We start from the raw sequence: 21,507 nt of genomic DNA, 5'->3' as shown, positions 1-21,507 counted from the left end.
GAGCGAATGAAATGAGCGAACAATACGACGTCGTCGTCATCGGTGCCGGTCCCGCCGGCTATCACGCGGCCATCCGCGCCGCCCAGTTGGGCCTGAAGACCGCGTGCATCGACGCGGCGCTGGGCAAGGACGGCAAGCCGGCGCTGGGCGGCACCTGCCTGCGCGTGGGCTGCATTCCGTCCAAGGCGCTGCTGGATTCCTCGCGCCAGTTCTGGAACATGGGCCACCTGTTCGGCGAGCACGGCATCAGCTTCAAGGATGCCAAGATCGACGTCGCGGCGATGGTCGGGCGCAAGGACAAGATCGTCAAGCAGTTCACCGGCGGCATCGCGATGCTGTTCAAGGCGAACAAGATCACCCCGTACTACGGCTTCGGCGAACTGCAGCCGGGCAACGTGGTCAAGGTCAAGCAGCACGACGGCAGCGAAGTCGAGCTGAAGGGCACCAACGTGATCCTGGCCGCGGGCTCGGATTCGATCGAGCTGCCGTTCGCCAAGTTCGACGGCGAGACCATCGTCGACAACGTCGGCGCGCTGGATTTCACCGAAGTGCCCAAGCGCCTGGCGGTGATCGGCGCCGGCGTGATCGGCCTGGAACTGGGCAGCGTGTGGAAGCGCCTGGGCGCCGAGGTCACCATCCTCGAGGCGCTGCCGGACTTCGTGGCCCTGGCCGATGCCGAAGTGGCCAAGACCGCGCTGAAGGAATTCAAGAAGCAGGGCCTGGACATCAAGCTCGGCGCCAAGGTCTCCAAGACCGAAGTCACCGGCAAGGGCAAGAAGCAGGAAGTCGTCGTCACCTACAGCGATGGCGAAGGCGAGAAGACCCTCAACGTGGACAAGCTGCTGGTGGCCGTCGGCCGCCGCGCCGCCACCAAGGGCCTGCTGGCCGACGGCACCGGCGTCAAGGTCAACGAGCGCGGCCAGATCGAGGTCGATGCGCACTGCCACACCGGCGTGGACGGCGTGTGGGCGATCGGCGACTGCGTGCGCGGGCCGATGCTGGCGCACAAGGGCTTCGAGGAAGGCATCGCGGTCGCCGAACTGATCGCCGGCCTGCCCGGCCACGTCAACTTCGACACCATCCCGTGGGTCATCTACACCGAGCCGGAAATCGCCTGGGTCGGCAAGACCGAGCAGCAGCTCAAGGCCGAGGGCGTGCCGTACAAGGCCGGCAGCTTCCCGTTCGCGGCGATCGGCCGTGCGGTGGCGATGGGCGAGCCGGCAGGGTTCGTCAAGGTCATCGCCCACGCCGAGACCGACCGCGTGCTGGGCATGCACCTGGTCGGCGTCGGCGTCTCCGAACTGGTCCACGAAGGCGTGCTGACCATGGAGTTCAACGGTTCGGCCGACGACCTGGCGCGCATCTGCCACGCCCACCCCACCCTGTCCGAAGCGATCCACGACGCGGCCATGGCGGTGAGCAAGCGGGCGATTCATAAGGCCAATTGAGGCCGGGATTGGGGATTCGGGAGTGGGGATTCGCCAAAGCCGCTTCCCTGCCTCCATCCCCGATCCTTTATCCCACAGCGCCGGGCACATGCCCGGCGTTGTGCTTTGCGGATCGCCCCACGCATGAAGCCGATCAAGCGATGATCCGCGCCCACTCCGGCATCATCAGCACCCCGACCCACTCACCGCTTTTACGAATCCCCAATCCCGAATCCCGAATCCCGAATCCCATGAAAAGCATCTGCGTCTACTGCGGCTCCAACGCCGGCAACAAGCCCGCCTATGTCGAACGTGCCACCGAATTGGGCACCCGCATCGCCGAGCAAGGCCTGCGACTGGTCTATGGCGGCGGCAATGTCGGTCTGATGGGCACCGTGGCCAATGCAGTGCTCGCTGCTGGCGGCGAGGTCACCGGCGTGATTCCCAAGCAACTGGCCGACTGGGAAGTGGCGCACCGCGGCCTCACCGAACTGGAGATCGTCGGTTCGATGCACGAGCGCAAGTCGCGCATGTTCGATCTGTCCGATGCCTTCGTCGCCCTGCCCGGCGGCTTCGGCACCATGGAGGAAATCTTCGAGATGCTGACCTGGCGCCAGCTCGGCATCGGCAACAAGCCCTGCGCCTTCCTCGACGTGGAAGGGTTCTACGCGCCGCTGATCGGCATGATCGATCGCATGGTCGAAGAGCGCTTCCTGCACCCGGACCAGCGTGCCGACCTGTGGTACGGCAGCGACATCGACACGATGCTGGGCTGGATGCGGGACTACACGCCGGCGCAGGCTTCCAAGTGGATCGACGAGAAGCGACGCAACGCGTTGCGCTGAGACTCCGAGAGCAGCAACGTCATGACGCGTGGCGACGCGTCATCCATCTCGGCGCCCGATTGTTCCCGCGGCGCGGATCGACGAAAAGCGGCGCAGCGCGTTGCGCCAAGGGAATCGGATCCACTGCAAGCGCTTGGGGCGTGGCAGCCCGTTAGGTCACCGACGTGTCCTGTAGAAGCGGCTTCAGCCGCGACGGGCGTTCTCGGTAAAGCCCATCGCGGCTGAAGCCGCTCCTACGCGGCGACCCGCCATGGCGACACCTTCAGTCGCTCCAGCGTCGGAAGCGCGAATCCAACAAACGCGCCATAACGCATCGCGCTGCGCCCAACGAGCGCGTGGGGACAGCGTGTGCCGGGCGCATGGCGCCGCACTCCACGTTCGATCGCCTCAAAGCTGCTGCGGTGCGGCGGCCGGGCGGCCCAGCAGATAGCCCTGCCCGTAATTGCAGCCCAGCTCGCGCAATGTCGCCAGTTGCTGCTCGGTCTCGATGCCCTCGCCCACCGTCTCGATCCCCAGGGTGCTGGCCAGGGCAAGGATGCCGCGCACCAGCGCGTGGCTGCCGGTGCCGCGTTCGTCCTGCAGGCCGGCGACGAAGCTCTGGTCGATCTTCAGCACCGAGATCGGGAAGCGATGCAGGTAGGACAGCGCCGAGAAGCCGGTGCCGAAGTCGTCCAGCTGCGCCAGCACGCCGCGCTCGCGCAGTGCCTGCAGGATGGCCAGGGTGCGCGGGGCGTCGTCGAGCAGCGCCACCTCGGTGATCTCCACGCGCAGGCGGCGCGGGTCGGCGCCGGCGCTGTCGATCAGCCCGAACAGCCGCTCGGTGAAGTCCGGCGAGCGAAAGTGCCGCGGCGAGACGTTGACCGAGACGTAGCCGCCCTCGCTCTGTGCCAGGCGCCGGATCACCTGCGCGTACAGCAGCCAGTCCACCTGCTCGATCAGGCCGCTCTCCTCGCCCAGATCGATGAACTGGCTCGGCACCAGCAGCCCACGGCTTTCGTGGCGCCAGCGCAACAGCGCTTCGTGGCCGATCACCTCGCCGTCGTGCAGGCGCACGATCGGCTGGTAGAACGGCTCGAAGTCGCGATTGTTGATCGCACGGCGCAGGTCCGCCTCCAGATCGAGGCTGCGCAGCGCCGCCTCGCGCATGGCCTCGTCGAACACCACGCAGCGGTCCTGGGTCTGCGCCTTGGCCCGGTACATCGCCGCGTCCGCGTCGCGCAGCATCTCCTCGCCGTTGTGGTAGCGCGGATGCCAGGCCGCGATGCCCAGGCTGCCCGAGGGGAACAGTTCGCGGCCAGCCACCCACATCGGCTGGCCGAGCACATGCAGCAGGCGCCGCGCCAGTTCGCGCGCACCGTCCAGGCCGTGCTCGCTCGGCGTCAGCACCGCGAACTCGTCGCCGCCCAGGCGCGCCACCACGTCCTGGCCGCGGATCGTGGAGACGATACGCTTGGCCACCTGCACCAGCATCTCGTCGCCGGCGGCGTGGCCGATGCTGTCGTTGACCAGCTTGAACCGGTCCAGATCCAGAAAGAGCACGGCGAAGGTCTTGCCGCCGCCGCGGGCACGCGAGATCGCCTCGCTGAGCCGGTCCAGCAGATGCGAGCGGTTCGGCAACCCGGTCAGCGCATCGTGCAGCGCCTGGTGGGTCAGCCGCTGCTCGGCGCGCCAGCGCTCGGCGATCTGCGCCAGCAACTGCTCGTTGACTTCGGCCAGTTCGCGGGTGCGCTCCTCCACGCGCTGCTCCAGTTCCGCGTGGGCCAGCCGCAGCCGTTCCTGCGCGCGTTGCCGCGCCAGGCCGCTGCCGACGTTGTGCGCGACGAAGGTGAGCAGGCGCTGGTCGTGTTCGGTGAAACGCACCTTGGCGATGTAGCTCTGCACCACGATCGCGCCAATCACCTCGCCTTCGTCGAACAGCGGCACGCCCAGCCAGCTGTAGGGGCGCTGGCCGTATTCCTGCACCTCGCCCTGCGCCAGCAAGGCGTCGATGTCGGGAAGCTCCAGCAGTTGCGGGCGCCGCACCCGCATCACGTACTCGGTCAGTCCGCGGCCGCGGCGCCGCTGCGGCCGGTACGGGGTGAACTCGTCCAGCGAGTACACGAACTCCAGCATCGTGTCGTCTTCGGACAGCAGCGCGATGTACAGATTGCGCGCGTCGATCAGCCCGCCGACGATGGCGTGCACCTCGGTATAGAACTGCTGCAGGCTCTCCGAGCGGATCGCCAGCTCGGCGATGCGGAACAGCGCCAGTTGCAGGGTCTCGGCGCGCTTGCGCTCCTGGATCTCCTCCTGCAGGTCGTGGTTGGCACGCTGCAGTTCCTGGGTGCGCAGGTGCACGCGCCGCTCCAACTGCACCTGCGCATGCCGCCGGTCCATCGCGGTCTGCACGTGCTGGGCCACGTAGGCCAGCAAGGCGCGGTCGGCATCGGTGTAGCGCAACGCGTAGTCGTAGTTCTGCGCCACGATGGCCCCGCACACGCGGCCCTCGCGCAACATCGGCACGCCCAGCCAGTCGCGGCTGTCCGGGCCGTGTTCGGCGTTGTAGCCCACCTGCAGGCGCTCGCGCACCTGTTCCGACGGCCCACGCACCGCACGGCCGTGGCGCAGCAGCCCCACGGTGAGGCTGTTGGGCATGTCGCGCAGCAGGTAGGTCTTCTCCGGATCGGCGACGAAGTCGTCGTGACGGTCGGAGAAATACAGGAAGCGCATGCTCTGCTGGTCTTCGTCGTATTCGACGATGTAGCAGTTCTCCGCGTACATCAGCGATTCCAGCACCGCATGCACGCGCTGCAGCATCTGGCCCATTTCCAGATCGGCGCCGGCCAGGTCGGCGATCTCGTACAGCGCCTGCTGCAACTGCTTGGATTTTTCCAGGCCCGCGATGCGCGCGCGCATGCGCTCGGTGTCGAGCAGGTTGAGACCGAACGCGACCGCGGCCTGGCACCAGGCCGCGCGATACGCCGCATCCAGCGGCTGTCTCGCCTGCGCGCCAATGACCACGCAGGCCCCCTCGGCGGTGCGGTGCACGTGCAGCACCGTCGGTGTCGTCGACGGCGGCAACTCGGTGGCGGCCAGCGTCTGCGCGACCAGCGCCTGCAGCCACTCCGGCGCGTCCGCGCTGGCGCCGTGGAGGCGCCCGACCACACCGTCGCCGCAGCCGATCACCACGGCGCTGCCGGGCGGCAGCAGCCCGCACAAGGCCTGCGCCGTGCGGGCGGGCGCATGGCCGCCGGATGCGTCTTCGCGGGCGGTGGCGGACGAATTGAACAGCATCGACAACGATTCTCCTGCAGGGCCCCCCGGAACCGCTCCACGCTCGCCCTTCATCATCAGCATACCTGTTGCATGGACCGATCGACGGCAGATCGACCCCGACGCGACGAGATAGGCGTTTGTCTACACATGTTGTCAGAATTTCCGCCGTCGCCACTCTCTGCCGGCCCCTCGCCTCCCGACTATGCGGCGGCCCGGCGAACGCTTAGGCTTGCCGCCGTGGACGCCCCGGTCGAAGCGAGCGACGAAGCCCTGATGCTGGCCTACGCGGCCGGCGACGCGCGCGCGTTCGAGACCCTGTACCTGCGCCACCGTGGCCGCCTGTACCAGTACCTGCTGCGACAACTGCGCGACCGTGCGCTGGCCGAAGAGCTGTTCCAGGACGTGTGGCAGCGGGTGATCGCCGCACGCCTGGAGTGGCAGCCGCAGGCCGCGTTCACCACCTGGCTGCTGCGCATCGCCCACAATCGGCTCGGCGACCACTGGCGCGCGGCCAAGCATCGCCCGCCGGCGCCAGCCGACGCCGACCTGCGCACCGCACGCGTGCAGGACCCCGACACGCCGGAGCGGCAACTGTCCGCCTTCGAGCAGCGGCGCCAGCTGCAACTGGCGCTGGATGCGCTTCCCGAGGAGCAACGCGACGTGCTGCTGCTGCGCCTGGAGCAGGAATTGAACCTGGACGAGATCGGTCAGATCACCGGCGTCGGCCGCGAGACGGTCAAGTCGCGGCTGCGCTATGCGATGGACAAATTGCGTGCGAGGTTGGGCGGATGAGCGCCGACGAACCGCTGACCCCGGAAGAACGCGCGCTGGCCGAACGCCTGCGCCTGGGCCGGCAGGCATTGCCGCCGCCGGCGCTGGATGCGGCGATCCTGGCCGCCGCGCGCGCGGCGGTCGCACCGGGTGCCGCCGAGGTCCCGGAGTATCCCAGCAGCGCCGCGGAGCGCGCGCGGGCGCAGGCCGCCGCGGCGATGACCGCGGCCGCGCCCGCCTCCATCGCGACCGCCGACCCGGCCGAGCCAGGCCCGGCGCCTGCATCGCGTGCCGCCCCGCCTGCGTCGCGTGCACGCTGGCCGACCTGGCTCGGCCTGGCCGCCTCGCTGGTGCTGGTGGCCGGCATCGCCTGGCGCGCACGTCCACCAGCACCCTCCGCGCCGGCGTCGGCATCTGCCGCGGCCCCGGCAGCCACGTCCGCCGCCGACGCCCCCGCCACACCCGTCGCCTCCCCGGCCCCACCCTCCAAGGAGCCAGCACCGGCGACCGCTGCGCCGGCAGCCCCTGAGACAGCGGCCCCCGCCCCTGCGGCCTCCGCGCGCATCGCGACGGAGACAGCCGACGCGCCGCTGTCCGAGCGTGCGCAGGCGCCGATGCACAAGCCAGCGCCCACGCGCAGCATGCCTTCTCCCGCGCCAGCGGCCATGGTGGCGCCCGCCGCTCCACCGGCCCCGGCCCCGCCACCGCAGGCTTTTGCGGCCGACAGCAATGCGTCTGCCGCCGAGCAGCAAGCTACGCCGGCCGCAATGCCGCTGCGTGCACCCACGCGCGCGGAAACGGCGCAGGACGCCTTGGCGCGCAATGCGCCCGCCGACACTCCCACCCCGTCCAGGCTGGCGACCTCCGCGCGCGCGAAGGCCGCTGCGGCCGAGACGGCGGACACCCTCTCGCTGCGCCCTTCGACATCCGCTGCGGCCCCCGCCGCGGCATTGCCGGAGTCCGGCACCAGCGCCCTGGCGGCCGCGGTGGAGGCCGATGCGCAGCTATCGCCGCGCAGCTGGCTGCAGCGGATCCGTGAGCGCCGCGACCAAGGCGAACTCGAGACCGCACGCGCCAGCCTGCTGCGCTTCCAGCATGCGCATCCGCAGCGGTCGATCCCGCAAGATCTGCGCCCGCTGCTGCCGGACTGAGCTGCGCCGCGACCGCCACGGCGGGCCGAGGCCGCACCTCGTCTACAATGCCGCCGATGCCCGACACGCTCCCGCACCCCGTCAGCCACAGCGTGGAGATCAAGCACAGCCGCTTCATTGCCCACGCCGCGCCGATCGCCGACGCCGGCGCAGCGCTGGCGTTCGTACAGCAGGTGATGGTGGCCGACGCCACCCACAATTGCTGGGCCTACCGCCATGGCGACGAATACCGCTCCAGCGACGACGGCGAGCCCGCCGGCACCGCCGGCCGGCCGATCCTGGCGGCGATCGACGGCCAGGGCTTCGACCGCGTGGTGGTGGTGGTCACGCGCTGGTACGGCGGCATCAAGCTCGGCGCCGGCGGCCTGGTCCGCGCCTATGGCGGCAGCGCGGCCGAATGCCTGCGCCTGGCGCCGCGGCAACCGTTGCTGGCCTTGAGCCTGCTGACCCTGCACTGCGGCTTCGACGACCTGGGCGCGGTGCATGCCGCGCTGAGCGCCTGCGCCGCGGAAAAACTCGATGAACGCTTCGATGCCGGCGGCGCCGAACTGCGCCTGCGCCTGCCCCGCGATCGCGTCGACGCCTTGAAAACCCGCCTGCGCGACGCCACTCGCAATCGGGTCCGCTGTTCGGAACCCGCCCCCGCATGAACACCCCGTCGGCCGACCAGGCCAAGTCGCTGCGCAGACTCGGCAGCCTGCGCACCCTGTGGCCGTTCGTGCGTCGCCGGCGCGGGCTGCTGATCGCCTGGCTGGTGGCGCTCGCGATCTCCTCCAGCGCCACGCTGAGCCTGCCGGTCGCGGTCCGGCAGATGATCGACCACGGCTTCGAGGACGTCGGCCTCATCAACCAGTCGTTCGCCCTGTTGTTCGCGGTCTCGGTGGTGCTGGCGGTGGCCACCGCCACGCGCTTCTACTTCGTGTCGCTGCTCGGCGAGAAGGTGGTCGCCGACCTGCGCGAACGCCTGTACACGCATCTGATCGGGCTGCATGCCGGTTTCCACGACCGCAACCGCAGCGGCGAACTGGTCTCGCGCCTGTCGGCCGACAGCGAACTGCTGCGCGGGGTCATCGGCAGCACCATGTCGGTGGCGCTGCGCAGCACGGTCACCGCGGTCGGCAGCGTGGTGATGCTGTGCGTGACCAGCCCGCACCTGGCCGCCTACACCCTGCTCGGCATTCCGGTGGCGGTGCTGCCGATCGTGCTCGGCGCGCGGCGCCTGCAGAAGATCTCGCGCGCCAGCCAGGACCGTGTCGCCGAGGCCAACACCCTGGCCGCCGAGACCCTGGGCGCGGTGCGCACGGTGCAGGCGTACGCGCGCGAAGGCTACGAACGCGGCCGCTTCGGCGAAGCGCTGGCGCAGACCGTGGCGGTGGCGCGGCGCCGGGTCCGCGCGCAGGCGCTGATCACCGCCGCGGCCATCGTGTTGGTCTTCGGCGCCATCGTGCTGGTGCTGTGGTTGGGCGCGCACGAGGTCGCCGCCCACGAACTCAGTGCGGGCGCGCTCGGCCAGTTTTTGCTGTACGCGATGTTCGGCGGCGGTTCGGTGGCCTCGCTGGCCGAAGTCTGGAACGACCTGCAGCGCGCGGCCGGCGGCATGGGCCGCATCGCCGAACTGTTCCAGGAACATCCCGAGATCGTCGCCCCGGCCCAACCGCGTGCGCTGCCGCAGCCGCTGCGCGGCGAGGTGCGCTTCGACAACGTCAGCTTCCGCTATCCGCAGCGCCCCGATCAGCCGGCGCTGGACGGCTTCGACCTGCACGTGCGGCCCGGCGAGAGCGTGGCCCTGGTCGGCCCCTCCGGCGCCGGCAAGAGCACGGTGCTGGCACTGTTGATGCGCTTCCACGATCCGCAATCGGGCAGCGTGCAGGTGGACGGCCTGGACCTGCGCACGCTGGACCCGTCGCAACTGCGCGCGGCGATCGGACTGGTGCCGCAGCACCCGACCCTGTTCGCCGCCAGCGCCGCCGACAACATCCGCTACGGCCGGCTCGAGGCCAGCGAGGCCGAGGTCGAGGCCGCCGCGCGCGCGGCCGAAGCCGACGCGTTTCTGCGGCGATTGCCCGACGGCTATGCCAGCGAACTGGGCGAACGCGGCGCGCGCCTGTCCGGCGGCCAGCAACAGCGCATCGCCATCGCCCGCGCCCTGCTCAAGGACGCGCCGATCCTGCTGCTGGACGAGGCCACCAGCGCCCTGGACGCGCAGAGCGAACACGCCGTGCAGCAGGCGCTGGAGCGGCTGATGGCCGGGCGTACCACCCTGGTGATCGCGCATCGCCTGGCCACCGTGCTGAAGGCCGACCGCATCGTGGTGATGGACCATGGCCGCATCGTCGCCCAGGGCACCCATGCGGAGCTGCTGGCGCAGGACGGGCTGTACGCCGAACTCGCTCGCCTGCAATTCATCGACTGAGCACGCCGCGCTAACGACGCCGGGGCTACGGTCGGACCGCGTCTGCGCTGCGGCCGCGCGCCCGCGGCCGCCGCTCCGGCGTCCCGCATTCGATGCAGCGTTCGACAGGAGGCTTCCGATGTCCTTTCGCCAATTGCCCGCCCTCGGTCCCGACGGCGAGGCCTATCTGATCACCGAGTTCCAGGACGATGCGCCTCGCCAGCAACAGGCGCAGCACGACCCGCACGCCGACAGCGGACTGCGCTACGAACTGGCCGACGGCCGCAAGCTGATCCGCCGCGGCCAGCAGTTCGTCACCACCGGCGGCGAGTTGACCCTGACCGCGGTCTAGCATCGCCACCACAGTGTGCCGCCGTGCCGTGTCATCGCCACTGGCGTTCGGGGTGCTGGCGGCAAGCTGGTGAATTTTTCGCCACCTCTCTTGACAGGCTTGCCCCGCAAGGCGCGCCGACAGTTATCCACATGTTTGCGCAGTGGCCATCCACATGCGCTGTGGATGAATTGCGGCAGGCGTTGGTGGTTCCCGTGCACGCGTCTGGCGAGTTGCACGGTCGCGGCTGAAGCCGCTCCTACGACGGGTGTTGCGTGCTTTCGTAGGAGCGGCTTCAGCCGCGACGAGCGAAGCGGCATGCGTCCTCATGGCGCACCGCGTCGGGACTGAAGCCCCTCCCCACAGTGCCCCAGCCAACTCGCCGCAAGTTCTTGTAAGAGCGGCTTCAGCCCCGACGGCGTGCGATGCAATTCACCCCGCCAGCACCCGCCCGATCCCACTGGCATCGATCTCCGCCGCCGCGCCGCGCACCGCCCCCGCATCGCTGGCCGGATCGAAGCCGAGCCGGAAATGCAGCTCGCCCGCCTGCGTGCGCGAGGAATGGATCGAAGCGAGATTCACCCCATGGCGCTCGAACACGTGCAACAGCGCGCGCAGCGAACCGGCGCGGTCCTCCGGCAGGTAGACGCTGAGCGTGGACTGCTCGGTCAGGTCGGCCAGCAGATAACCGACGCGCTCGTAGCTGTAGTTGCCCTGGGCGATGGCCGCCTCGCCCAAGGCCTGCCGGTTTGCGTCGAGGAACTCGGCGCGGAATTGCGCGCGCGCCGCATCGTCGCCGCGACCGACCTGATCGCGCAGCCGCGACAGCTGCGCGATCAGCCCGTCCAGCACATCGCCTACATGCGGATTGCCGAACTGGATGTCTTCGTAGATGGCCGGATTCAGGGCCAGGATGCGCGCGATGATCGCGGTATCCAGTTCGAACGAGGCCGAGCGGTACGGCAGCAGGGCCTGCAACGGCCCCAGCGCCGGCGCATGTTCGCGCAGCACGCCCGCCTGGGCCAGGTGCGTGGCGTGGACCATGGCCTGCACCAGCGCCATCACCTGGTCGTGGTGCGCGGGCGTGGTGTGCACGCACTCGCCTTCCAGCGCGGCGCACATGGTGTGCAGCCAGGGCTGCCACTGCGCCACCCGCGTCTCGCACACCACCAGCACGCGGCCCTTGAGCGTGGGCGACTTGGGCGGCGCGGTCATCGGATGCAGCCCGGCCACTTCCGCCTGCGAGGCCAGCATCGCCGCCACCGGCGCGGCCTTGACCGAGGTGACGTCCAGCCAGAGCTGGTCGCGCTCGCGGCCGCCGGCGCGCTGCACGTACTCGCCGATCAACGCCGGCGTGTGCCGGATCGGCGCGGAGAAGATCAGCACCTGCGCCTGCTGCAGCAGCGCCTCCGGCGCCAGCGACTGCGGGTCGGCCGGATCGTGGCCGATCACCTGCAACTGCATGCGCTCACGGAAGAAGCGGCTCAGCCAGCGGCCATAGGCGCCGGCACTGCCGACGATGCCGACGACCGGGCGCAGGCTCACGCCAGGCGCTCGGCGGTAAAGCGCAGCGGCGTGGCCAGCGCAGCCGGTGCCGCCGCCAGCACGTCCAGTTCTTCCACGTCCGCGGCCAGGGTCGCCTCCAGCGCCGCGTGCACGCCGGCGATGGCGCGGCCGATCGCCGCCTCGAAGCTGTCGCCACGCAACAGGAATGCCACCAGCAGCGCCATCAACACATCGCCCGTACCGGCCACGTCCACCGGCAGCAAGGGCGAGCACCAGCGGTAGACCGCCTCGCGACTCACCGCCAGCGTCACCAGTTGCCCGGCATCGCCGCCGACGCTGTGCGCAAGCACCCATTCCGGTCCGCGCGCCAGCAGCACGCGTGCTGCGGCGATCGCGTCGTCCTGCGCCAGTGCCGGCATGCCGGTCAGGCGGCCGAGCTCGAACGCGTTTGGCGTCACCAGCCACGCGTGGGGCAACAGGCGCTCGGCGAAGATCGCCTCCAGGCCCGGCTCCACGTAGGGACCGGTGTGCGTATCGCCGATCACCGGATCCAGGCAGTAGCGCAGCGTCGGGCACTGCGGCAGCGTCGCGTCGAGCCAATCGGCGAAGGCGGTGCCATTGCCGACGCTGCCGAAATAGCCGGACACCAGCATGCGCGCACGCTGCGGCAGGCCGCGTTCGCTGGCGCCGAGCAGCAGATCGGCGAACCAGTCCGACGGCAGCACCTTGCCGCGCAGCGTGGCGTAGAACGGCGCATTGCTCAGCAAGGTGGTCGGGATCTCGGCCACGCGCAGGCCCAGCGCGCGCAACGGCGGCACAGCGGCACTGTTGCCGGCGTGGCCATAGACGAGTTGCGACTGCACGGAAATGACGTCGACCGGCACCGGTCCGTCGGGCCGCTGGCGGCGGCCATGGATGAGATGACGTGCGGTGGCGTTGTCGGCGGAAGCGTTCATCGCCGTAGTGTAGCGCCGGCGCAAGGACGCCCTGATGGGCGCGTGCCGGCGCGTTGCATGGCTTTCAGCAACAACGGCCTCAGCTGCGACGCTCCGACGAGAAAGCGTCGCGGCTGAAGCCGCTCCTACACAACAGGGAGTCCGGACGGATGCGGAAGAACGGCCGAACATCCGGAATCGAATCTTGATACCTCTGCTATAGGCAGCGGCCGAAACATTCCAGCACAACATTCCGCTGTAGGAGCGGCTTCAGCCGCGACGCTTTGACGGTAAAGCGTCGGGGCTGAAGCCCCTCCCACAAAAGCCTGGCAGCGACCAGGAACGCTTGGAAAATCCAGAATCCCGGCCTTCAACAGCCGCAGGCTGTCATCCCGAATCCCGAATCCCGAATCCCCGGCTTTTCAGCAGCCGAATGGCTGATCATCCCGGCCTCACGACGTCATCCGGTCCCAGAACCCCTTCACCCCATCGATGAAGGTCGCCGACTTCGGCGAATGCTTGCGCGCGTCCTCGCCGGTGAAGGTGGACTCGAACTGCTCCAGCAGCTTGCGCTGGTCGGCGGTGAGGTTGATCGGGGTCTCCACCACCACGCGGCAGTACAGGTCGCCTTCGCTGCGGCTGCGCACCGAGCGCACGCCCTTGCCGCGCAGGCGGAACAGCTTGCCGGTCTGGGTCTCGGCCGGGATGCGGATCTCCGCCTCGCCGCCCAGGGTCGCCACGCGCACGGTGTCGCCCAGCGCCGCCTGCGAGATGCGGATCGGCACCTCGCAGTGCAGGTCGTCGCCGTCGCGCTGGAAGATTGCATGCTCGCGCACCCGCACTTCCACGTACAGATCGCCCGGCGGGGTACCGGCAGGACCGGCCTCGCCCTCGCCCGACAGGCGGATGCGGTCGCCGTTGTCGACGCCGGCGGGGATCTTCACCGACAGCACCTTGGTCTCTTCCACACGCCCGGCGCCATGGCACTCGCCGCACGGGTTCTGCACGATCTGGCCGCGACCGGCGCAATGCGGGCAGGTCTGCTGCATGGCGAAGATGCCGCGCTGGATGCGCACCTGGCCGCGCCCGTGGCAGGTACCGCAGGTCTCGACCTTGCCATCCGCCGAGCCGCTGCCGTGGCAGTGCTCGCATTCGCTCAGGGTCGGGATTTCGATGCGGCGCTCGATGCCGGCCACCGCTTCTTCCAGGTCCAGCTCCAGCACGTAGCCGATGTCGGCACCACGCCGCGGCGCACGCCCGCCACCGCCGGCGCCACCGAAGATGTTGCCGAAGATGTCACCGAAGATATCGCCCATGTCCGGGCCGCCAGGGCCGCCGCCCATCCCGCCCATGCCGTGCTCGAACGCGGCGTGGCCGTGCGCGTCGTACATGCGCCGGCGGTTGCCGTCGGAGAGCACCTCATAGGCTTCCTTGCATTCCTTGAACGCGGCCTCGGCGGCGTGGTCGCCGGGATTGCGGTCCGGGTGGTACTTCATCGCGCAACGGCGATAGGCCTTCTTCAGCTCGTCGTCGCTGGCGGTGCGGGCCACACCCAGCACTTCGTAATAGTCGCGTTTGCTCATAGGGCGGGGATTGGGGAGTCGGGAGTCGGGATTCGTTCAATGCAAAAGCGGAGAGCCTCGGCTCTTCCGCTTTTACAAACTTGATGGACAGGGATGGGAGTGGGAACCAACAGGCCAAGGCCTTCGCGAATCCCCAATCCCGAATCCCCAATCCCGGCTTACTTCTTGTCGTCCTTGACCTCGGTGAACTCGGCGTCGACCACGTCGTCGGACGAGGCCGAGGACGCATGCGCGCCGCCGGCGTTGCCGCCCGGCTGCTGCTCGCCCGCCGCCGCAGCCGCGTACAGCGACTGACCGGCCTCTTCCAGCGCCTTGGTCTTGGCCTCGATCTGGCCCTTGTCGTCGCCCTTCATCGCGGTTTCCAGGTCCGCCAGCGCCGACTCGACCTTGCCGATCACGTCGCCGCCGACCTTGCTGCCGTGCTCGGTGATCGCGCTGCGGGTGGCGTGGATCAGGCCGTCGGCCTGGTTGCGCGCCTGCACCAGCTCGTGGAACTTCTTGTCTTCCTCGCGGTTGGCTTCCGCGTCGGCGACCATCCGCTGGATCTCGTCGTCCGACAGGCCGGAACCGGCCTTGATCTCGACCTTCTGTTCCTTGTTGGTCTTCTTGTCCTTGGCCGACACGTGCAGGATGCCGTTGGCGTCGATGTCGAAGGACACCTCCACCTGCGGCAGGCCGCGCGGCGCCGGCTCGATGCCGGACAGGTCGAACTTGGCCAGCGACTTGTTGAAGCGGGCCTGTTCGCGCTCGCCCTGCAGCACGTGCACGGTCACCGCCGACTGGTTGTCCTCGGCGGTGGAGAACACCTGCGAGGCCTTGGTCGGGATGGTGGTGTTCTTCTCGATGATCTTGGTGAACACGCCGCCCAGGGTCTCGATGCCCAGGCTCAGCGGGGTCACGTCGAGCAGCAGCACGTCCTTGACGTCGCCGGCCAGCACGCCGCCCTGGATCGCCGCGCCCAGCGCCACGGCCTCGTCGGGGTTGACGTCCTTGCGCGGCTCCTTGCCGAAGAACTCGGCCACCGCCTGCTGCACCTTCGGCATGCGGGTCTGGCCACCGACCAGGATCACCTCGGTGATGTCGCTGGCGCGCAGGCCGGCGTCGTTCAGCGCGGTGCGGCACGGATCGATGGTGCGCTTGACCAGGTCCTCCACCAGCGCCTCGAGCTTGGCCCGGGTCAGCTTGATGTTGAGGTGCTTCGGGCCCGACGCGTCGGCAGTGACGTACGGCAGGTTGACTTCGGTCTGCTGCGAGGAGGACAGCTCGATCTTGGCGCGCTCGGCGGCATCCTTCAGGCGCTGCAGCGCCAGCGGATCCTTGCGCAGGTCGATGCCCTGGTCCTTGTTGAACTCTTCCACCAGGTAGTCGATGACGCGCTTGTCGAAGTCTTCGCCGCCCAGGAAGGTGTCGCCGTTGGTGGCCAGCACTTCGAACTGCTTCTCGCCGTCGACGTTGGCGATCTCGATGATCGACACGTCGAAGGTGCCGCCGCCCAGGTCGTACACGGCGATCTTGCGGTCGCCGCCCTGGCCCTTGTCCAGGCCGTAGGCCAGCGCAGCCGCAGTCGGCTCGTTGATGATGCGCTTGACGTCCAGGCCGGCGATGCGGCCGGCGTCCTTGGTCGCCTGGCGCTGGCTGTCGTTGAAGTACGCCGGCACGGTGATGACCGCCTCGGTGACGGTCTCGCCCAGGAACGCCTCGGCGGTCTTCTTCATCTTCTCCAGCACCTGCGCGGAGATTTCCTGCGAGGCCAGCTTGCGCCCGTCCGCGGTGGCCACCCAGGCGTCGCCGTTGTCGTGCTGGACGATGCTGTACGGCACCAGGCCGATGTCCTTCTGCACTTCGGCGTCGGTGAACTTGCGGCCGATCAGGCGCTTGACCGCGTAGAAGGTGTTCTTGGGGTTGGTGACGGCCTGGCGCTTGGCCGAGGCGCCCACCAGCACTTCGCCGTCCTTGGTGTAGGCGACGATCGAAGGCGTGGTGCGGTCACCCTCGGAATTCTCGATGACGCGGGCCTTGCCGCCGTCCATGATCGCCACGCACGAGTTGGTCGTGCCCAGGTCGATGCCGATGATCTTGCCCATTGCAATGACTCCTGAAAGGTCGTGTAGCCGGCCAGTGCCGGGATCTGGTTCGGATATAGGGATGGCTGCGGGTCATTCAAGCCATCGCCGCAAATTAGCGTTCCACGGCTGCCGCGCCGGGTTCAGGCGCGGCGGCCGGCGCTCAGTCGTGCTTGGCCACCACCACCAGGGCGGGCCGCAGCAGGCGGTCGTTGAGCAGGTAGCCCTTCTGGAACACCTGGATCACGTGCCCCGGGGCGACGCCCTCGGCCTCGGCCTGGCTGATCGCCTGGTGATGCTCGGGGTTGAACGGCTCACCGGTCGGGTCGAGCAGGGTCAGGCCGTTGTCGGCGGCGACCTTGAGCAACTGCTTGTAGGTCAGCTCCAGGCCGTCGCGCAGCGGGCTGGGCTCGCTGCCGGCGGCGCTCAGCCCCGCATCCAGACTGTCGAACACCGGCAACAGGTCGCCGAGCAGGCGCTCGTTGGCGAACTTGCGCGCCTGCTCCACGTCGCGGGCGATGCGCTTGCGCTGGTTCTCCAGGTCGGCCCGCTCGCGCAGGACGTCGGCCTTGACCAGGGCCAGTTCACTGCGCAGCGTCTCGATCTCCGCCTGCAGCGGATCGGTCGAGGGCTGCTGCGCCTCGGTCAGGTGTTCGGAATCGAATTCGGGGTGCTCTTGCGTCATGTCCGGGTCCCTGGCGGGGTACGTCCCGCCTTACCGGACCACCTATGTGGGCGGTGCGGGCGGATTCAAGTGAATCCAGGGATTGGGGAGTCGGGATTGGGGATTCGCCTTGTACGGCGGGACGGTCGGCTGGCGGAGGGCGCTGCGGGCGCCCCGTGCGCGTGGGTCAGCGGTCGCCGGGCGGGGATGGGTCCAGGCGGGCGCCGAGGACGTCGGCGGCGGTCTGGACCAGGGGGATGACCCGGTCGTAGTCCATGCGCTTGGGGCCGATCACGCCCAGCACGCCCAGCACCTGGCCCCCGGCCATGTACGGGGCGGTCACCAGCGACACGCTCTCCAGCGGCACCATGCCGGTCTCCTCGCCGATGAAGATGCGCACGCCCGGCGCGCGGATGGTGCGTTCGAGCAGTTGCAGGATCTCGCGCTTGCTGGCGAAGACCTCGAACAGTTCGCGCAGCCGCTCCAGGTCCGACAGGTCCTGCACGCCCATCAACTTGGTCTGCCCGGCCAGCACCATGTCGTCGCCGGCCGGAGCCAGCGCCTGCTCGGCCAGTTCGACGCTGTGCGCCAGCAGTTGCTCCATCTCGTCGCGCGCGTGGCGCAGGTCGCGCAGCAGGCTGGCGCGGATGTCGGCCAGGGCGCGCCCGGCGAAATGCCGGTTCAGATAGTTGGCCACGCGCTCCAGTTCGGCCGGCTCGTAGGCCTTGCGCGGCTCGATGACCCGGTTCTGCACCTCGTTGTCGGCGAACACCAGGATCGCCAGCACCCGCCGCGCATCCAGCGGCAAGAAGTCGATGTGCCGGAACGCGAACTGCTCGCGCTTGGGCGCGCTGACCACGCCGACGAAGTGGGTCATCGCCGACAGCAGCTCCGAGGCGCTGCCCAGCAGCGCCTGGGTGCCGGCGGCATTGGCCATCTCCGCGCGCAGCCGTGCCACCTCGCCTTCGGCCGGCGGACGCATCTGCACCAGGCTGTCGACGAACACCCGGTAGCCGGTGGCGGTGGGCACGCGCCCGGCCGAGGTGTGCGGCGAGCTGAGCAGCCCGGCGTCCTCCAGGTCGGCCAGGATGTTGCGGATCGTCGCCGGGCTCACGTCCAGCCCGGCATGCCGGGCCAGGGTCTGCGAGCCGACCGGCTCGCCGTCGCGGATATAGCGCGAGATCAGCGTGCGCAGCAGCTGCCGGGCACGCGGATCGAGGCTGGAATGGACCGGGGAAGCGCGCATGGAATCAACCCGTGAGACTGGTCCTTAGATAATGTCTGCACGCCGGCTTGGCAAGTCATTGGCCCACCTACCCGCGCATGCTAGCGTTGCGCGGCTCCGGATGCAGACCCCATGCTCAGACATCTCTCGATCAAGGATTTCGCCGTCGTACGCGGCACCGAACTGGAATTCGGCCCCGGCATGACCGTGGTGTCCGGCGAAACCGGCGCCGGCAAGTCGCTGATGGTGGACGCGCTCGGCTTCCTGTCCGGGCTGCGCGCCGACAGCGGCGTGGTCCGCCACGGCGCCGACCGCGCCGAACTGTCGGCCGAGTTCGTGCCCCCCGCCCAGGCGCGCGCCTGGCTGCGCGAGAACGAACTCGACGACGACGAACACTGCCAGCTGCGCCGGGTGATCCGCGCCGACGGCGGCTCCCGCGCCTGGATCAACGGCCGCCCGGTGACCCTGTCGCAACTGGCCGAGCTGGCCGGCCACCTGGTCGAGATCCATGGCCAGCACGAACACCAGGCCCTGCTCTCGCGCGGCAGCCAGCTCGGCCTGCTCGACGCCTACGCCCGCAACGAAGCCGAACGGGCCGCGGTGCGCGCCGCCGCTGCCCGCTGGCAGGGCCTGCTCAGCGAGCGCGAGACCCTGCTGGCGCAGGGCGACGTCAGCGACCGCATCGGTTTCCTGCAGCACCAGTTGGCCGAACTGCAGCGCGAGGACCTGGACCCGGCGGCGATCGCCGCCCTGGACGTCAACCACCGCCGCCAGGCCCACGCCGCCGCGCTGATCGGCGCCTGCGAGGGCGCGGCGCAGCGGCTCAACGGCGACGAGGCGCCGGCGGTGCTGGACCTGCTGCAGCAGACCCGCCACGAGCTCGGCAAGGTCGGCGAGTACGACCCGCGCCTGGCCGAGGTGCAGGCGCTGATCGACAGCGCCGGCATCCAGCTGGAGGAAGCGCTGGCGCTGATCGACCGGGTCCGCGACGACCTGGATGCCGACCCGGCGCAGTTCGATGAGATGGAACGCAAGCTCGGCCGCCTGCACGACTTGGCACGCAAGCACCGGATCGGGGTGGACGCGCTGGCCGGCCACCGCGACGCCCTGCTGGCCGAAGTGGAGAGCCTGCGCGGCGCCGGCGAGCGGCTGGACGTGCTCGACGCCGAGATCGCCCAGGCCACCCAGGCCTGGCGCGACGCCGCGGCCGCCCTGACTGCGACCCGCGAGCGCGGTGCGCAGGCGCTCTCGCACGACACCACCGCGTTGATCGGCGAACTGGGCATGGGCGGCGGCCGCTTCCTGATCCAATTGGAACCGCACGAGACGGAGCGGCCGGACCCGGCCGGCGCCGAGCGGGTCGAGTTCCTGGTCGCGGCCAACGCCGGGCAGCCGCCGCGCGCCCTGCGCAAGGTGGCTTCCGGCGGCGAACTGTCGCGCATCTCGCTGGCGATCGAGGTCGCCGCGCTGGGCCTGGACGCGGTGCCGACCATGGTCTTCGACGAAGTGGACTCGGGCATTGGCGGCGCCGTCGCCGACATCGTCGGCAAGAAACTGCGCGCGCTCGGCGAGCAGCGCCAGGTGCTGTGCGTGACCCACCTGCCGCAGGTCGCCGCGCAGGGCCACGCCCACTACCGGGTCAGTAAGGCGCCGGTCGAGGGCATGACCCAGAGCTCGGTGGAACTGCTGGCCCCACGCCAGCGCGAGGAAGAACTGGCGCGGATGCTGGGCGGGGTCGAGGTCAGCAAGGAAGCCCGCGCCGCGGCCAAGCGCCTGCTGCTCAGCGCGGGCTGAGCGGCTGGCGATCGGGCAGCGCTGCCAGCGCCTGGCAATGCAGCCCCACCCAGGCGCCGCAGGTCACTGAAAGCATCAAAGGCCCCTCTCCCACCGGGAGAGGGGTTGGGGTGAGGGTCAGGCGCAGAGCAACCCGCTGACGTGATCCACACGGCGACACCCCACACCCTCATCCGCCCCTGCGGGGCACCTTCTCCCGATGGGAGAAGAGAGAAGCCTTAGCCCCTCTCCCGTCGGGAGAGGGGTTGGGGTGAGGGTACGGCGCGGAGCGACCCGCTGACCTGATCCAACGCGGAGACACCCGGACCCTCATCCGCCCCTGCGGGGCACCTTCTCCCGGTGGGAGAAGGGAGAAGCCTCAGCCCTTCTTGCCGCTCGGCCGCTTGCTGCGCACGTACAGCACCAGGGAGTGCTCTTCCAGCTCGTAGCCGTGATCGGCGGCGATCTTGCGCTGCAATTCCTCGATCTCCGCGCTTTCGAACTCGATGATCTTGCCGGTGTCCACGTCCACCATGTGGTCGTGGTGGCCGCCGCGGTCCAGCTCATACACCGCCTGGCCGCCCTCGAAGTTGTGCTTGAGCACCAGCCCGGCCGCCTCGAACTGGGTCAGCACGCGGTACACGGTGGCCAGGCCGATCTCGTCGCCGTGGTCCAGCAGCTGCCGGTAGATCTCCTCGGCGGTCATGTGGTGCCGCGCCGATTTCTGCTCCAGCAGCTCGAGGATGCGCATCCGGGGGTGCGTGACCTTCAGGCCGACTTTGCGCAGATCGTGGGATTCCATGGCGTCTCCGTTCATAGCTGGTTTATCGCCAGCTGCCTGGGAATGGGTCGCGGCGGTCGCCGGGAGTGTATCATCGACGTGATTTCATTCAGCCATGTCCCCGATGCGCAATTTCCTGCTGGTCGCCGCTGTTGCCCTGTCCACCGCTGGCTGCGGCATCATTTACAAGCAGCCCATCTACCAGGGCAATCTGATCAAGCCGTCGGCCGTGGAGCAGCTCAAGGTCGGGCAAAGCAAGCAGCAGGTCAGCGCGCTGCTGGGCAGCCCCTCGATCCCGGATCCGTTCCATGCGCAGCGCTGGGATTACACCTCCACCGAGCGGATCGATCGCGTCGGCCATACCGAGATCAAGAACTTCGTCGTGTTCTTCGACAACGACATGGTCACCCGCTGGGAAGGCGACTACTTCCCGGATCAGGACGAAGAACTGGCCAAGAACAGCGTGCGCCAGTTCGGCCGCAACCTGGCCAAGGACAAGAAGAAGCAGCGCCGCGGCGAATGAGCCGGCGGCCGCGTCGCGCCCCGCCGCTCAGCGCGGCTTGGCGCGGCGCCGCCTGGCGTCCTTGGGATCGATCAGCAACGGCCTGAGCAGTTCCACCCGGTCCCCATCCTGCAACAGCCGCGTCGGCGCGGCGACTTCGCCGTAGACCGCACATGGCATGTCGGGCGTCGCACCGGGCAACGCGGCGGCGGCCAGCGCATCGGCGACGGTCGCGCCTTCCGGCAGATCCAGCTGCTGCGACACGAAGCGCTCCGGCCAGGCCAGCACCACCTCGATCTGCAT

At 69.4% G+C, this 21,507-nt stretch carries 18 protein-coding genes; 9 read left to right on the top strand and 9 right to left on the bottom strand.

All coding sequences use genetic code 11. The features are described 5' to 3' along the window. Positions 1-11: 11 nt before the first annotated feature. Entirely contained in the window at positions 12-1,448 is a 1,437-nt protein-coding gene (lpdA, locus tag AC1G9L_RS09875; protein WP_019799371.1) for a dihydrolipoyl dehydrogenase, read from the top strand. Between the two features lie 230 nt (positions 1,449-1,678). Beyond that, entirely contained in the window at positions 1,679-2,272 is a 594-nt protein-coding gene (locus tag AC1G9L_RS09870) for an LOG family protein (RefSeq protein WP_010344248.1), read from the top strand. A gap of 387 nt (positions 2,273-2,659) precedes the next feature. On the opposite strand, the gene AC1G9L_RS09865 is transcribed toward AC1G9L_RS09870, so the two are convergent. Next, positions 2,660-5,545, bottom strand: a complete 2,886-nt coding sequence (locus AC1G9L_RS09865) for a bifunctional diguanylate cyclase/phosphodiesterase (RefSeq protein ID WP_481071087.1) — start codon at positions 5,543-5,545, stop codon at positions 2,660-2,662. A gap of 219 nt (positions 5,546-5,764) precedes the next feature. Here AC1G9L_RS09865 and AC1G9L_RS09860 point away from each other — a divergent pair, with 219 nt between their 5' ends. The 5 genes from AC1G9L_RS09860 to AC1G9L_RS09840 all read left to right on the top strand — a co-directional run bounded on the left by AC1G9L_RS09860 (position 5,765) and on the right by AC1G9L_RS09840 (position 10,193). Further along, positions 5,765-6,319 carry an RNA polymerase sigma factor gene (locus AC1G9L_RS09860; RefSeq protein ID WP_019802177.1) on the top strand — a complete coding sequence of 185 codons (555 nt, stop codon included), beginning with the start codon at positions 5,765-5,767 and terminating at the stop codon, positions 6,317-6,319. Continuing rightward, entirely contained in the window at positions 6,316-7,449 is a 1,134-nt protein-coding gene (locus AC1G9L_RS09855; protein WP_481070881.1) for a hypothetical protein, read from the top strand. The genes AC1G9L_RS09860 and AC1G9L_RS09855 overlap by 4 nt, the downstream gene beginning before the upstream one ends. 56 nt (positions 7,450-7,505) lie before the next feature. Further along, on the top strand, positions 7,506-8,099 hold the full coding sequence (locus AC1G9L_RS09850; RefSeq protein ID WP_017908536.1) for an IMPACT family protein: 594 nt from the start codon (positions 7,506-7,508) through the stop codon (positions 8,097-8,099). Continuing rightward, positions 8,096-9,862, top strand: a complete 1,767-nt coding sequence (locus AC1G9L_RS09845) for an ABC transporter transmembrane domain-containing protein (RefSeq protein WP_481070879.1) — start codon at positions 8,096-8,098, stop codon at positions 9,860-9,862. Before AC1G9L_RS09850 ends, AC1G9L_RS09845 begins: the two co-directional genes overlap by 4 nt. A gap of 118 nt (positions 9,863-9,980) precedes the next feature. After that, a complete protein-coding gene (locus tag AC1G9L_RS09840; protein WP_010344257.1) occupies positions 9,981-10,193 on the top strand; it encodes a hypothetical protein in 213 nt (70 codons plus the stop codon). Positions 10,194-10,604: 411 nt separating this feature from the next. Here AC1G9L_RS09840 and AC1G9L_RS09835 read toward each other — a convergent pair whose 3' ends face one another. The 6 genes from AC1G9L_RS09835 to hrcA form a co-directional block, all read right to left on the bottom strand. Continuing rightward, the gene (locus AC1G9L_RS09835) at positions 10,605-11,717 is read right to left on the bottom strand and encodes a prephenate dehydrogenase (RefSeq protein WP_019801037.1); all 1,113 of its coding nucleotides are present in this window, start codon (positions 11,715-11,717) and stop codon (positions 10,605-10,607) included. Then, positions 11,714-12,634, bottom strand: coding sequence for a pyridoxal kinase (gene pdxY / locus AC1G9L_RS09830; RefSeq protein WP_019801036.1), 921 nt, complete (start codon positions 12,632-12,634; stop codon positions 11,714-11,716). Before pdxY ends, AC1G9L_RS09835 begins: the two co-directional genes overlap by 4 nt. A gap of 431 nt (positions 12,635-13,065) precedes the next feature. Beyond that, positions 13,066-14,196 (bottom strand): molecular chaperone DnaJ, encoded by a 1,131-nt coding sequence (dnaJ, locus tag AC1G9L_RS09825; protein ID WP_019801035.1) that lies wholly within the window; start codon positions 14,194-14,196, stop codon positions 13,066-13,068. A 158-nt stretch (positions 14,197-14,354) separates the two neighbouring features. After that, positions 14,355-16,280: a molecular chaperone DnaK gene (dnaK, locus tag AC1G9L_RS09820; RefSeq protein WP_010344262.1), complete on the bottom strand. Its 1,926-nt coding sequence runs from the start codon at positions 16,278-16,280 to the stop codon at positions 14,355-14,357. Between the two features lie 142 nt (positions 16,281-16,422). Further along, positions 16,423-16,944, bottom strand: a complete 522-nt coding sequence (gene grpE, locus AC1G9L_RS09815; RefSeq protein WP_019801034.1) for a nucleotide exchange factor GrpE — start codon at positions 16,942-16,944, stop codon at positions 16,423-16,425. A gap of 166 nt (positions 16,945-17,110) precedes the next feature. Then, positions 17,111-18,169, bottom strand: coding sequence for a heat-inducible transcriptional repressor HrcA (hrcA, locus tag AC1G9L_RS09810; RefSeq protein WP_019801033.1), 1,059 nt, complete (start codon positions 18,167-18,169; stop codon positions 17,111-17,113). A gap of 111 nt (positions 18,170-18,280) precedes the next feature. On the opposite strand from hrcA, the gene recN reads away from it, so the two are divergent. Then, on the top strand, positions 18,281-19,942 hold the full coding sequence (recN, locus tag AC1G9L_RS09805; protein WP_481070877.1) for a DNA repair protein RecN: 1,662 nt from the start codon (positions 18,281-18,283) through the stop codon (positions 19,940-19,942). Positions 19,943-20,300: 358 nt separating this feature from the next. Here the strand turns inward: recN and fur are convergent, their stop codons facing one another. After that, positions 20,301-20,723, bottom strand: a complete 423-nt coding sequence (fur, locus tag AC1G9L_RS09800; RefSeq protein WP_026143876.1) for a ferric iron uptake transcriptional regulator — start codon at positions 20,721-20,723, stop codon at positions 20,301-20,303. A gap of 103 nt (positions 20,724-20,826) precedes the next feature. Between fur and AC1G9L_RS09795 the strand changes: the two genes are divergently transcribed. Next, complete coding sequence (locus AC1G9L_RS09795) at positions 20,827-21,225, top strand: outer membrane protein assembly factor BamE domain-containing protein (RefSeq protein WP_019802487.1); 399 nt, start codon at positions 20,827-20,829, stop codon at positions 21,223-21,225. A gap of 27 nt (positions 21,226-21,252) precedes the next feature. On the opposite strand, the gene AC1G9L_RS09790 is transcribed toward AC1G9L_RS09795, so the two are convergent. Then, positions 21,253-21,507 (bottom strand): RnfH family protein, encoded by a 255-nt coding sequence (locus tag AC1G9L_RS09790; RefSeq protein WP_019802486.1) that lies wholly within the window; start codon positions 21,505-21,507, stop codon positions 21,253-21,255.

The organism is Xanthomonas sp. NCPPB 1132 (assembly GCF_056629235.1).
This window is presented reverse-complemented; position numbering and strand designations above follow the sequence as displayed.

What these genes read in the sequence shown, in the direction of transcription:
- AC1G9L_RS09850 (WP_017908536.1), top strand. Translation starts at nt 7,506, where the DNA reads ATGCCCGACACGCTCCCGCACCCCGTCAGCCACAGCGTGGAGATCAAG.
- AC1G9L_RS09855 (WP_481070881.1), top strand. Translation starts at nt 6,316, where the DNA reads ATGAGCGCCGACGAACCGCTGACCCCGGAAGAACGCGCGCTGGCCGAA.
- hrcA (WP_019801033.1), bottom strand. Translation starts at nt 18,169, where the DNA reads ATGCGCGCTTCCCCGGTCCATTCCAGCCTCGATCCGCGTGCCCGGCAG.
- AC1G9L_RS09865 (WP_481071087.1), bottom strand. Translation starts at nt 5,545, where the DNA reads ATGCTGTTCAATTCGTCCGCCACCGCCCGCGAAGACGCATCCGGCGGC.
- AC1G9L_RS09790 (WP_019802486.1), bottom strand. Translation starts at nt 21,507, where the DNA reads ATGCAGATCGAGGTGGTGCTGGCCTGGCCGGAGCGCTTCGTGTCGCAG.
- dnaK (WP_010344262.1), bottom strand. Translation starts at nt 16,280, where the DNA reads ATGGGCAAGATCATCGGCATCGACCTGGGCACGACCAACTCGTGCGTG.
- AC1G9L_RS09840 (WP_010344257.1), top strand. Translation starts at nt 9,981, where the DNA reads ATGTCCTTTCGCCAATTGCCCGCCCTCGGTCCCGACGGCGAGGCCTAT.
- lpdA (WP_019799371.1), top strand. Translation starts at nt 12, where the DNA reads ATGAGCGAACAATACGACGTCGTCGTCATCGGTGCCGGTCCCGCCGGC.
- AC1G9L_RS09795 (WP_019802487.1), top strand. Translation starts at nt 20,827, where the DNA reads ATGCGCAATTTCCTGCTGGTCGCCGCTGTTGCCCTGTCCACCGCTGGC.
- recN (WP_481070877.1), top strand. Translation starts at nt 18,281, where the DNA reads ATGCTCAGACATCTCTCGATCAAGGATTTCGCCGTCGTACGCGGCACC.
- grpE (WP_019801034.1), bottom strand. Translation starts at nt 16,944, where the DNA reads ATGACGCAAGAGCACCCCGAATTCGATTCCGAACACCTGACCGAGGCG.
- AC1G9L_RS09845 (WP_481070879.1), top strand. Translation starts at nt 8,096, where the DNA reads ATGAACACCCCGTCGGCCGACCAGGCCAAGTCGCTGCGCAGACTCGGC.
- dnaJ (WP_019801035.1), bottom strand. Translation starts at nt 14,196, where the DNA reads ATGAGCAAACGCGACTATTACGAAGTGCTGGGTGTGGCCCGCACCGCC.
- pdxY (WP_019801036.1), bottom strand. Translation starts at nt 12,634, where the DNA reads ATGAACGCTTCCGCCGACAACGCCACCGCACGTCATCTCATCCATGGC.
- fur (WP_026143876.1), bottom strand. Translation starts at nt 20,723, where the DNA reads ATGGAATCCCACGATCTGCGCAAAGTCGGCCTGAAGGTCACGCACCCC.
- AC1G9L_RS09870 (WP_010344248.1), top strand. Translation starts at nt 1,679, where the DNA reads ATGAAAAGCATCTGCGTCTACTGCGGCTCCAACGCCGGCAACAAGCCC.